At 53.0% G+C, this 12,525-nt stretch carries 8 protein-coding genes; 1 reads left to right on the top strand and 7 read right to left on the bottom strand.

Annotated features, from left to right (window positions below; all coding sequences use genetic code 11):
• Positions 1 to 5 precede the first annotated feature (5 nt).
• The 4 genes from GT409_RS14950 to GT409_RS14965 are packed head-to-tail and all read right to left on the bottom strand — an operon-like array spanning position 6 to position 7,345.
• Entirely contained in the window at positions 6 to 1,934 is a 1,929-nt protein-coding gene (locus GT409_RS14950) for a sulfatase (RefSeq protein ID WP_233231573.1), read from the bottom strand.
• Entirely contained in the window at positions 1,931 to 3,424 is a 1,494-nt protein-coding gene (locus GT409_RS14955) for a sulfatase family protein (RefSeq protein ID WP_160629853.1), read from the bottom strand. The genes GT409_RS14950 and GT409_RS14955 overlap by 4 nt, the downstream gene beginning before the upstream one ends.
• Positions 3,408 to 5,132 (bottom strand): MFS transporter, encoded by a 1,725-nt coding sequence (locus GT409_RS14960; RefSeq protein WP_160629854.1) that lies wholly within the window; start codon positions 5,130 to 5,132, stop codon positions 3,408 to 3,410. Before GT409_RS14960 ends, GT409_RS14955 begins: the two co-directional genes overlap by 17 nt.
• Positions 5,129 to 7,345 (bottom strand): alpha-L-rhamnosidase, encoded by a 2,217-nt coding sequence (locus GT409_RS14965; RefSeq protein ID WP_160629855.1) that lies wholly within the window; start codon positions 7,343 to 7,345, stop codon positions 5,129 to 5,131. Before GT409_RS14965 ends, GT409_RS14960 begins: the two co-directional genes overlap by 4 nt.
• Before the next feature lie 213 nt (positions 7,346 to 7,558).
• On the opposite strand from GT409_RS14965, the gene GT409_RS14970 reads away from it, so the two are divergent.
• Entirely contained in the window at positions 7,559 to 8,647 is a 1,089-nt protein-coding gene (locus GT409_RS14970) for a LacI family DNA-binding transcriptional regulator (protein ID WP_160629856.1), read from the top strand.
• Here GT409_RS14970 and GT409_RS14975 read toward each other — a convergent pair whose 3' ends face one another.
• The 3 genes from GT409_RS14975 to pgi all read right to left on the bottom strand — a co-directional run bounded on the left by GT409_RS14975 (position 8,648) and on the right by pgi (position 12,456).
• A complete protein-coding gene (locus tag GT409_RS14975) occupies positions 8,648 to 9,901 on the bottom strand; it encodes a valine--pyruvate transaminase (RefSeq protein WP_160629857.1) in 1,254 nt (417 codons plus the stop codon).
• A 286-nt stretch (positions 9,902 to 10,187) separates the two neighbouring features.
• Positions 10,188 to 10,751: a 3'-5' exonuclease gene (locus GT409_RS14980; protein WP_160629858.1), complete on the bottom strand. Its 564-nt coding sequence runs from the start codon at positions 10,749 to 10,751 to the stop codon at positions 10,188 to 10,190.
• Positions 10,752 to 10,845: 94 nt separating this feature from the next.
• On the bottom strand, positions 10,846 to 12,456 hold the full coding sequence (pgi, locus tag GT409_RS14985) for a glucose-6-phosphate isomerase (RefSeq protein ID WP_160629859.1): 1,611 nt from the start codon (positions 12,454 to 12,456) through the stop codon (positions 10,846 to 10,848).
• Positions 12,457 to 12,525 lie beyond the last annotated feature (69 nt).

A 12,525-nucleotide genomic window follows, 5' to 3' on the forward strand; every position in this document is an offset into this window, starting at 1 on the left:
CGTGATTAATAAAATTCATATGGTGTAATTAACGATCCATCCGGAGTCAGCAGACGGACGTTACGCAGTTCGGCCGCATCGCCGGCGTTCGAAAGCACAAAACGAACGTCCTTAATGCGACTCGGGAAATCCATTTTCACGCGAAAGGTTTTCCAATCATTGGAAAGAGTCTTGTCAGCATTTCTTTCCGGCGCACCAAACTCCGGGGCTCCGTGTGATGTCCACTGGACACGAATGATGTTGCTCTTTTCGGAACGCGCATCAAATTCGATCCATGCGCTGTTCACCAGACTGGGTGTCACTCGAGTACGCACATCGAACTGCGGCTGAGCAGCTTTCATCACCAGCGCTCCGTCTTTTGCAAAAACTCGTCCCTGGCCGGTCGCCGACCAGACGCCGACGGTTCGGCCGTTATACGCCTTGTTGGGATTCGGCTGCAGCGACCCGGTCGTTTTATAGTAGCTGTCGAGCACAGCGGCCATGGCCTGGACTTTTTCCGGATACTGCGCGGTCAAATCCTTCGTTTCCCCGATGTCATCCTTGAGATTGTAAAGCTCATAGCGGGTCTGCTGGTCAGCACCGTCAAACCAGAACTTCAGCAGCTTCCAATCTCCGGAACGAATCCATGTGTTGGGAACGTTCATGGTAGCAGGAACGAAATGGGTGAAATCGCAGATCGTCGGTCCGCGGTCAAACGGTTTACTTTCCAGAGCAGATACATAGCTGACGCCGTCTTTGTGATCATCCGGACGCAATCCCTGCCCGGTCATTTCCAGAATGGACGGATAATGATCGACGGTTGAGATAACCGAATGATTGACCGACCCCGGCTCTGTCTGTCCGGGCCAGCGGACAATCAACGGAATGCGGACGCCGCCTTCGTAATTATTGCCCTTTCCGGAACGAAGCGGTTCATTATTGGTCGGCGTGGTTTCATCGGCCACGTCGTACATATTGCCGCCGTTGTCAGAGGTGAAAATCACAATCGTATCGTCTTCAATACCGTTGGCTTCAAGAGCGTCAAGCACGCGACCGACATTGTCATCCATCACTTCAACCATCGCAGCCATCGTCGGGCAGTGTTGTGGATTATCGGGATCAGCCCGTTTCTTCCATTTCTCTACATATTCCGGTTTGGACTGGAACGGCGCATGAACATCGTAGAGCCAGAAGCACATGAAAAACGGTTCGTCTTTATGCCCGTTGATAAACTCCACAGCACGAGTTCCGAGATAATCATCGATATGCAGATCGGACGGGGGATTTTCAGGAAGTGTTCCCGTTTTATCCCACGGCGGGAAAAATTTACGGGTTCCATCCAATCCCGGCGGTCCGGGATGGGCACGCCCGCCAACAACAAAATCAAACCCGTTGTTTTCCGGTGTATATGGCGGATGCCCCATATGCCATTTGCCGAGAAACGCCGTGGCATAGCCGGCATCCTTCATGGCTTCGCCGAGCGTGTAATATTCGGGCGGAAGGTAGTTGATCGATGACGGGCCCGCCGCACGCTGATCGGGTGATGCGCTGGTCGATTCCTGGTGTTTGTGTTCGCCGGCAACGTGACCGGAGGCCGCGGTAAAGCCGGTACGAACCGGATAGCAGCCGGTCATAATGCTTGATCGCGTCGGACAGCAAAGCGGATTGGCCGAATAGGCATCGGTGAAGCGCATGCCGGTCGCAGCCAACCGGTCGACATTCGGCGTTTCATAGAACGTGCTGCCGTAGCATCCGGTATCTTTCCAGCCGAGATCATCCACCACAATAAACAACACGTTCGGCTGTCGCGCAAAAGCATGTCCTGAGAAAACGGCACCAACGAACAGTATTTTCATGAACCATGAAATACATGAACCACGCGACAGAAAAGCGGAGGATTCCATTTCGGTTTTTTTGTGTGTTTCGTAATTCAACTCTATTTCCCAATCGTTCATTGCGCTCTCCTTTTCACACTGCGCGGATCACCGATATCACCCTCTTCGTCCATCCAGGTATGCAACGCTTTATCCATGCGCTTAACAAGCGATGCATATTCCGGATTTGCAGCCAGATTTTTGGTTTCATATGGATCTTTTTCCAAATCGTAGAGTTCGAATTCCGGGCGGAACATGCTCTCTTTCAAAAGACGATAGGCCTCCGGAAATTCCTCTTTGTGAAGAATGATCTCTTCGCAGGCGTTGTTCTGCCAGATATCACTCGGCAGAGCATCCCACGGCATCCATGCGGGTTGATGCGGAACCTTGCGGAAGTTCGGGTCGGTGACCATCGAATCAATATCGAAGTCAGGAACATGCGCGTAATGAATGTTCCAGATATAACGGAAACGCCCGTCCGTGACACTGCGAGTCGGATAGTATTCAACCGGATTTCCGCCATGAGCGTTATGCTCGGAAATAAGATATTTACGCCCTACATCGTCCATCCGGCCTTCGAGCACCGGTTTCAGGGAAAATCCCTGAACGGTCTCTGGAATCTGGATTCCGGCATAGTCCAGAATAGTTGGCATCAGGTCAATATGCCCGACCAGTGCGTCGCAAACAGCATTCGACTGAACTCCCGGTCCGGTAATCGAAAGCGGCACATGGACTCCTGCATCATATGCTGTGGCTTTGGCTCGGTGATAGCAGTACCCCTGGTCCGATGAGTAAATAATGTAGGTATTCTCCAGCACTCCGGCTTTTTCCAATGTTTGGAAAATTGCGCCGATCACCGCATCGGCGTGCTGAACCGTCGTGAGATATTCCGCATAATCCTGCCTCGTCTTCGGAGTGTCGGGCCAGTGCGGCGGCAGTTCGACATCTGCCGGATTCACGCGTGGAAGATCCGGATTAATCTGGATATGCTTGCGATACGGCCGGTGCGTATTGTCCACATTACACTGGATAAAAAACGGACGGCCGCCAGCTTTCTTGATGAAATCTGCGACCGCAGCCGCACTGCCGAACGGTTTCAGGTTGGCCATATTGCGATAGAGAAATGGAAACTTCCATGGCGGACTGAGGTGCCATTTTTCCGTAATGCCGGTAAAATATTCGTTTTTATTCAGCACTTCGATCAGAGTTGGAATATCTTCATGCACGCCGACCTGATCGGCCTTCTTCGACTGCCGCGAAAACTGGACATCCGGATCGGAAAGAATCGGCCCAACCGTATTGCGCCAGTGTCCGTTGGCAGACGGAAACATGCCGGTCAGGATCGATCCGCGACACGGCGCACACGACGCAGCCGACGAATAGGCTTTGGTGAAAAAGGTGCCCTGTTTGGCCAGTGCATCAATATTCGGCGTTTTCAATCCCGGTACGCCCAGCATCCCGAGGTGATACGACTGATCATCCGTCAGCAGCAGTACAAAATTAGGCTGCTTATCCGCCCTGGCACCCAAAGCGGCCATGCAAACCAGCCCGGCTTTAACCATTCGTTTCATGACTCTTCCTTTCATCGAGTTTCCGACGCGTTTCCTCGGCGCGTTCCCGGGTGATCGGATAAAACGCAAAGATTATGATCGCTATCATCAGACCGGCCGCCTGAAACCCGATCACCAGTTTTTTCATCAGCAGCGCCACACGCTTCTGTTCCGCAAAGTCAGTCAGGAATCCGTCCTGCACAGTCTCGACATAAGCCTTCAGTTCCGGAGTTTGCGCTGCCGGAATCCCGGCAAGCATGGTGTTCACAGCGTCTTCAAAATCATACCAGCGAAAGAACACCTTTTCTCCCTTGAGCAGCCGCCACAAAGACGTCCATTTACTGCCCTCCATACTCGACTTGTCATCGGAAATTTCAACAAAGCGCCGACCGGCTTTTTCGAACGCTGCACCGCCGAGGTTCAGCTCGCGGGCCGGCTCAATGACTTCGGCAATGGTACGCGCTTCGAACTGATCAATCTGCTCCGCATCAAAGCCGGAATAGGACAGCAGCCATCCACCGATCAGAGCGGTAAACGAAAGAGCTGCTTTCAGAGCAAAGCCATTAATGGCTCCGAACATTCCTTCACGCCGCAGACCGGTCTTCAGCTCATCTTCATCACAGATGTCGGCCACCATGGAGGAGACCATCAGCCAGCAACCCTGAAGCCCCATGCAGGCGACAACCGTCGTCAGCAGCTGAGCCAGCGGCCAGCGCGGATCCATCGCAAACCACGCACCGATCACGCCAAGCAAAGCAAGGATCAGCCCGAGAATCATCCCGGTTTTTTTGCCGGTACGGACAGAAACAGCAGTCACCAGAAACATACTGAAATAGGAAATAATCGCGCCAAGCGATCCGGCCACAGCAACCAGCAGCCCGCCGAAATCTTTGTTGCCGCCGCAGATGTAATAGATGTTTACAAATGCACCGAGGTTAGCCGCGGAAAAAAGACCGACAATAATAATGATATAAGCAACCAGCAGCACCAGAAACGCCTTGTTGGTCAGCGTGGCCTTCGTTGCCTGCAGAAACGGCGACGTCTCCTGCTTCTGAACATCTTCCCGCTCGCGGCAGACCAGAACAGGAATCAGGCCGGTAATAATAATGACAATTCCGAAACCAATGGAAACCCAGACCGCACCGACCGCTTCGTTGGGAAACGTATCGAGCTGACAGAGTTTATAGGCCCACGGAACGGTCAGGCTCGCCAGCAGCCCGATATACATGCGCCAGGCCAGCACCCGGGTCTTTTCATCATAATCCGGTGTCAGTTCATAGCCGAGCGCCGTATAGGGAACCACAAACAGCGTATAGGTGACGGCAAACACAACGCCAAGCACAGTGGCAAAGATAAATGCCGGATTCTGATACCAGACCGGATTTTCTGCACCGGATGGCGGCAGCCAGAACAACGGCAGCAAAACGGCGGAAAGAATTGCACCCGCCATCATGTAGGGCCGGCGACGCCCCCAGCGGCTGCGGGTATTGTCGGACAGGTTTCCAATCATTGGATCGGTGACCGCATCGACAAAACGCGGAATGGCCAGCGCCGCGCCGGCGAGGACCGGCGGCATCTTGAAATACTGAACGTAAAGAACCAGAAAGATCATGTTCAGCACATTCATGATGAAGTTATCCGCGACACCGCCGCAACCCCATCCGATACGAACAGACATCGGCACCCGGTCTTTAGGCACCGCTTTATGCACAGAATGCTTCTGCATCATGCCGGCACCTCAAAAATATGCCGGCCCTTTTCGACCTGACTCGTTCCGTTCGGCAGAATCACGGTGGCCGGCACAGGAGTCTCGAGCTCCATGGTCCAGCCACTGGATGTTTTTTTCCATTGATTGGAAATCCGGCCCTGAACAGAATCGTACGAGGCTTTTACATAGTCCAGCCGATCGGTGAAACACGGTACAATCTCCAAGGTTTGGAAACCGGGCGATGCAGGCCGTATTCCCGCCAGCGATTCAAACATCCATTCGCAGACAGCTCCAAATGCGTAGTGATTGAAAGAGTTCATGCCGACATCACCGAAGCCGCCTTCTTCCGTCCAGCTGTTCCAGCGTTCCCAAATCGTGGTGGCTCCATTGTTGACTTCGTAAAGCCATGACGGATGGCCTTCATTCAAGAGGAGCTGAACTGCCAAATCACAGCGGCCCGCTTTGGTGAGCGCCGGACAAAGATAACCGGTACCGACAAACCCGGTCGTCAGATAAACGTTGTGTTCTTCCAGACCCTGAAAAAGACAGTCCTTTGTTTTTTCCAGATCCTCACCGTCGAGCAGGTCCATGGCAATCGCGAGCGCACAGGCGGTCTGGGTTTTAACCGCAATTTCCGAACCTTGGAAAAATTCACAGCGGAACAGATCCCGGCTCTTTTCGGCTTCTGCCTCGAAGAAGATTCGGTCGTTCTCTTCACCGATGGCTGCGGCCATTTCAGACATCAGGCGGGCGTCATAAGCGCGGTACGCCAGCCCGATCAGACGGGTCGGTGTTTCTGAATTAAAATGAAGCCAATCGCCGAATGACTGGGCATTCGGTCCGTTATGACGGTTTTCATCGGTACAGATCAGTGCCATGAAGTTTTTCATCTGCGACCACCAGGGCCGAATAAATTCCGTATCGCCGTAGGCCTGCCAGAGAACATACGGGCAGATAATGCCGGCATCGGCCCATGCCGCACTGGCATAGCCAAGGCGCCCCATGAACGGAGCCACATCCGGATAGCCGCCGTCCGGGTGCTGGGCATCGTGCAGGTCCACCAGCCATTTTTTAAAGAACGACTGCACATCAGCCAGATAGGTGGCCGAACGGATAAACATCTGCGTGTCGCCGGTCCAGCCCAGACGCTCGTCGCGCTGCGGACAGTCGGTCGGCACGTCAAGATAGTTGCCACGGAAGCCCCATTGAATATTGCTGAACAGACGGTTGACTTTTTCGCTGGAACATTCAAACGATGCGGTTTCCTTCAGGCCGGACATCCAGACCACACCGCAGATCGTGTCAAGTGCCGGATCGCACCCGGCCGGAAGGCCTTCAACCTGAACATACCGAAACCCGTGGAAGGTGAAGCGCGGCTGCCAGATTTCCTCGCCGCCGCTGGCGATATAGCGATCAATCGCTTTGGCAGAGCGCAGATTTTCCGTATAGACGCTTCCGTCGTCGTTAAGCATTTCACCATGGCGCAAAACAATCTCTGTCCCGGCGGGCACATCGATTTTAAGTCGAGCAACGCCAACCATATTCTGGCCGAGATCAAAAACAAACACACCGGGGCTCGGCTCGCTGACGCTTTGCGCCGGAAGCTCCGCAATAGTTCGAATCGGCTCCCCGGGATACGGCTCAATGGATTCCGGAAGGCGCTCGTCGCCTTCGCGAAGAACACTCACAGGTTTCCACTTAGAACCATCAAAATCCGGAGTATCCCATCCGGAAATCTCTTTTCGGGAATCATATGTTTCTCCCATGAGCAGGTCCGCCTGCGAAATCGGACCCAAAGCCCCTTTCCATTCCGGGCTCGTTCGAATGGTTTCAAACGTTCCATCTTCATATTCCAGCACCAGCTCACAGGAAAACCACGCATCATGCCCATAGTAGCCCCGGTCGCCAAACGGCCCGAAAAATCCGGCGAACCAGCCCGGCGCCACCAACGCACCCAGCACATTTTTCCCGGGAACAATGCGGTCTGAAACATCAAACGAGTGGACATAAACCCGCTTGCGGTAATCCGTCCAGCCCGGCGGCAGATGAATATCATCAACGGAATCTCCATTCAGGCGCAGTTCAAAAACCCCCAAGGCGGTTGCATGAATAGTTGCCGCACGAACCGCCCCACACACATCAAAGTCCATTCTCAGCAGAGGAGCACCATCTCCCCACCGAAGACGAATCCAGTCATTTTCCCACTTCTCAAACGATCTCTCTTTCAAACTCATAAAAACCTCGCCCCTTCAGGTACTGTAAACAGTTTCATTTATATACCTCTTACCGAAATGGTCAAGAAACAAGATATCAAAAAACATATAAACAGTGTGTATAAGGCTAGATTCAATACATTTTACAGCTTGCCATCAAAACCGTTCTGTGCGTATTTTTCCGTTAAAGATGAAACGTTTACAGTAAACTTTTCACAGGAATAAGGATAAGGAATGGCAGTCAAAGGAAAAAAGAGAAAACGCACAAGCACCCGGGTTACCCTGGAGGATATCGCCCGTTACTGCGATGTCAGCAAAGCAACCGTTTCGCGTGTATTAAATGATCATCTGAACGAATTTCCCGTTTCAGACGAAATGATTACCCGGGTCAAAAATGCCGCCACGCAACTGGGATACCGCCCCAACCGACTGGCCCGCGCCATCCGGAACCAGAGGACCAATCTCATCGGACTTTCTTTTATCCACATTGACTACCAGCACCTCAGCACCGACCAAATTGCCTATGAAAACCAGGTAATGGGCCAGTTTTCCAACATCATCCTGTCACATCCCGGATTTAAAGATTACGACCTCGTCATTCACGACCGCATCGAATCTGCAGATCATCCGTTAAAGGAACGCGATTTCAAATCAGATCTGCTGGAAGGAATGATTTATCTCACCCCCTCCGATACCCATCGCGAATTTCTCGACATTGCCTCTAAAGAGTTTCCGATTGTGCTGCTCGGCCAAACCGAAGAGTCCGAAAAGAAGGTTCCCTGCATCGACATCAACAACCGTAAAATGGCACAGAAAGCAGTCGAGCACCTGATTGAAACCGGATGCAGGAACATCCTGATTCTCATCCCGGAAAAGCTTCAGCATATCAGCTGTATTCAGGACCGAATCAAAGGCTACAATGATGCTTTAACCAAAAACGGCCTGCCAAAACCCGAAGAATTCGTACGCACCGTCCGCAGTCTGAAAGAAAATGTAGAAGCATTTTTTAAACAGTTGCGCTGTCTGGATGAAATCGATGCGATTTTCTGCCCGTCTGATGAATTGGCAGCCCTGTGCATCGCTCCTCTGCAATCTCTGGGGAAGAAAATCCCGGAAGACATTTCGCTGTGCGGATTTGATGACATGCCCGCCGCCCAGCACACGACGCCTCCGATTACAACCGTCCGACGTCCTGTCGACAAGCAGGCTCACGCAGCAATTGACCTGCTGCTGAAAATCCTCAAAAAAGAAACCCCCTACGAGCCGGGCTTCCATGAGATTGAAACCGAACTGATCATCCGTAAGTCCACAGTTAAAGACTGATTACCCGTACAGCCTGCCAACCTCTTCAGCAATAACCTGTACACCTTGCCGAACCACGGCATCGTCCTGAGCATAGGTAACCCGAATACATTCATTTTTGTGCGCCCAGTCATCATTTTCCAGCCCTGGAAAGAAGTGATGTCCAGGAATAACCAGAGTATTGCGGGCTTTAAGCCGCTCATACAACGCGGCACTGCCGCCCGGAAGACCTTCAAACCACAACCACAGGAAAATAGCCCCTTCCGGTTTATGAATCCGGAAAGGAACAGACTCCGGAATCTCTTCACAGAACCATTCCAGCACCTGCTGCGCCTTGCGCTGATAAAACGGTCCAATCAGATCCCGGCTGACCCGCATAATCTCTTTACTGCGCACCAGGTCCATTGCAAACCGTGCCCCCAATCCGCCGGGAGCCAGACACATAATTCCGTTAATATCCCCAATAGCCGCGGCAATCTCCTTGCGGGCAACCACAATCCCTGTGCGAAGATTGGGCAGCCCGAACTTGGACAGGCTCATGCAGACCACCGTATTTTCGTTCCACAGCGGCTGAGCTTCCGTATAAATAATATTCGGGAACGGCGTTCCATAGGCGTTGTCAATAATCAGCGGAATATCCCGCTCTCTTGCCAGCATATCGAGATGTCGCAACTCGTCATCCGTCAGCATATTGCCGGTCGGGTTGGTGGGCCGCGAGACGCAGATCGCTCCGATCTCGTCGCCGATCTCCAAGGTTTGAAAATTGACATGATATTTAAACAGCCGGTCGCCGAGCAGTTCAATAGATGGTCGCTTTGCCGCAAAAAAATCATCCGACAGCCCGGCATCGGCATAACCGATATATTCCGGAGTCAGCGGAAAAAGAATTTTCTTTTTTGATCCATCCGGCATCTCTCCGGCAAACAGATTAAACAGGGAAAAAAATGCGCTTTGACTGCCGTTGGTCAGCGCAATATTTTCAGGACCGATATCCCACCCGAACGATTCCCGCAGCATTTCGGCCAGAGCATCAACAAACGCAGCATTTCCGCGGGAGCCGTCATAATTCCCGATCATCGACTCAAAGGCCCCGGACTCCGCAAGGATGGATTCCATCCTCTCCCGAAAGATTTTCTGAACCTCGGGAATATGAGCCGGATTCCCTCCCCCCAGCATCAGCATATCTCCGCCGGCCATCGCCGCACCCAGATCATCCATCAACTGCGTAATCCCCGCTCCGCGGGTAAACTTCTGACCGAATTTTGAAAGTTTCATAGCGTAAAGTATGATGTGAAACGGTCCTTCATATCAATAAAAACGCCCCGCTTATGCGAGGCGCCCGTTGGAGAGCAAACCTGTGGCGAACAAGCCGTCCACAGAGCGACTGCCGAAAACCAATGACGATCTGCATTTTGTTGAACCAATTCGCATGATCCGCAGTTATACAATCCGACTGCTGCGCCTCCGATGTTCGGACAATGGTTAAGAGGAGGATCAGCCTCCTCTTAACCATTGGAACAATCCGTGCTTTTCTTTGCAACAGACTCCCACAGTTTGGAAATCAAACTTCCAGATTTCCCCAGCCCGGCTGTACAAGCAGGTGCTCCAGCAGCACCGCGCAGGCAACCGCGTCGTAGAGAGCATCATGCGGCCTGCCGCGCGGGCAAAGCTCACACACCCGGGGCATCAGGTTCAATCCTGCAATCAAATCCTCCAGTTTATGCGACGGCGCACCGGGCCAGGCCTGCCGCGCCAGCTTCAGCGTGTCCACCCACGGCCCAAAGCGGTGCATCGGCGCCATCTGCCGCAAAAACTTTTTCTCTACAGCCACATTGTGCGCCACAAGAGGCCGACCGGTGACCCGCGACTCCATGGTTTTCCAAACCCTGGAAACTTCCGGAGCTGCCGCGATTTCATCGCGCCGCTTGTGATGATCACCCGGAGCATAGGCATTGAACGGACGGTTGGCATCCACCCGGATCAGGCTTTCGAACGCGCTGTCCGGCGCAATCCGTCCGTTTTTCAGAGCCACCGCGCCGATCTGCCACGGCTCCGTATCAAACCCCGGCACAGAACCGGTCGTTTCAAAATCGAGCACCGTTAATGTTGTTTCGCAAATCAGCATCGGGACATCATGCCCGAACCCAACTGAAGCCGCGAATACAAAAAAGCTCCGCCGGAAAAATCCGACGAAGCCCTTTGATCAAACCAGGATCACGTTATTTATTGGCACGAAAGTATTCGATCAGTTTATTCGTCGAACTGTCGTGCCCGAGTTCGCTGTCGCTTTCGAGCTCCGGCAGAATGGCCGAAGCCAGGATCTTGCCGAGCTGCACGCCCCACTGGTCGAAAGAAAAGATGTCCCAGATCATGCCCTGCACAAAGATTTTGTGTTCGTACAGAGCAATCAGCTGGCCAAGCACTTCCGGCGTCAGCTTTTCGGCCATAATGCTGTTGGTCGGGCGGTTTCCTTCGAAGGTCTTATGCGGAATCAGCTCCGACGGGGTTCCCTCTGCTTCCAGAGCCTCTTTGGTTTTACCGAAGGCGAGCGCTTCGGTCTGGGCAAAGAAATTGGCCATCAGCTTCACGTGGTGGTCTCCAACCGGGTTCTGCGATTTGCAGAAGCCGATGAAGTCGCACGGGATAAGTTTGGTGCCCTGGTGGATCAGCTGATAGAACGCGTGCTGACCATTGGTGCCGGGTTCCCCCCAGATGACCGGTCCGGTCTGCCACTCGACGCGCTCGCCGTTCTGTGTGATATATTTGCCGTTGGACTCCATATCCCCCTGCTGGAAGTAGGCTGCAAAATGGCTGAGATACTGATCGTACGGCAGAATCGCATGGGTGGCCGCATCAAAAAAGTTGTTGTACCAGATTCCGAGCAGGCCGAGGATGACCGGCGCATTTTCGGAAAACGGCGCGGTGCGGAAATGGGAATCCATGGCGTGATAACCGCTGAGCATCGCGCGGAAGTTTTCCGGGCCGATGGCGAGCATCACCGGAAGGCCGATCGCGGAGGTCAGCGAGTAGCGACCGCCGACCCAGTCCCAGAATCCGAACATATTGACAGTATCGATTCCGAATTTGGAAACTTCATCGGCATTGGTGGATACCGCAACAAAATGCCTGGCGATAGCCGCCTCGTCCTTGAGCGTTTCCAGAGCCCAGGCTTTTGCGCTCTGCGCGTTGGTCATGGTTTCCTGTGTCGTAAACGTTTTGGAAGCCACGATGAACAGCGTTTCTTCGGCATCAAGATCGCGTACGGCCTCGGCAATATGGGTGCCGTCCACGTTGGAAACAAACAGAACCTTCAGGTCGCGCTGCGTGTAGGGCTTGAGCGCCTCGTAGGCCATCACCGGACCGAGATCCGATCCGCCGATCCCGATGTTCACAATGTTTTTGATCGATTTTCCAGTGTATCCCTTCCACTCGCCGGAACGGACTTTACTGCAAAACGCCTCCATACGGTCGAGCACTTCGTGCACGCCGGGAATCACATCCTCGCCGTCGACAAACACCTGCGCCTCGCGCGGAGCGCGGAGCGCCGTGTGCAATACGGCGCGATCTTCCGTCTGGTTGATTTTTTCCCCCGTAAACATGGCCTCGATTTTCCCGCGCAGGCCGCAGGCTTCAGCCAGCGCAGCGAGTTTTTCCATGGTTTCTGCAGTAACGCGGTTTTTGGAACAGTCGATCAGCAGATCACAGGCGGTCATCGAAAAGGTTTCCGCACGTTTTTCGTCGTCGGCAAACAGTTCGCGCAAGTGCATTGGTTCAATAACTTTCCAATGATCGGAAAGCTCTTTCCATTCAGGACGGTCAATCAGTTTCATAAAATTTCTCCGGTTTAAATTGAGCGAAAAACCATAACGGGCTGTCTGAAAAGCACAAACTCAAAAATC

Origin of the sequence: Tichowtungia aerotolerans (assembly GCF_009905215.1) — a bacterium.
GTDB classification, from domain to species: Bacteria; Verrucomicrobiota; Kiritimatiellia; order Kiritimatiellales; family Tichowtungiaceae; genus Tichowtungia; species Tichowtungia aerotolerans.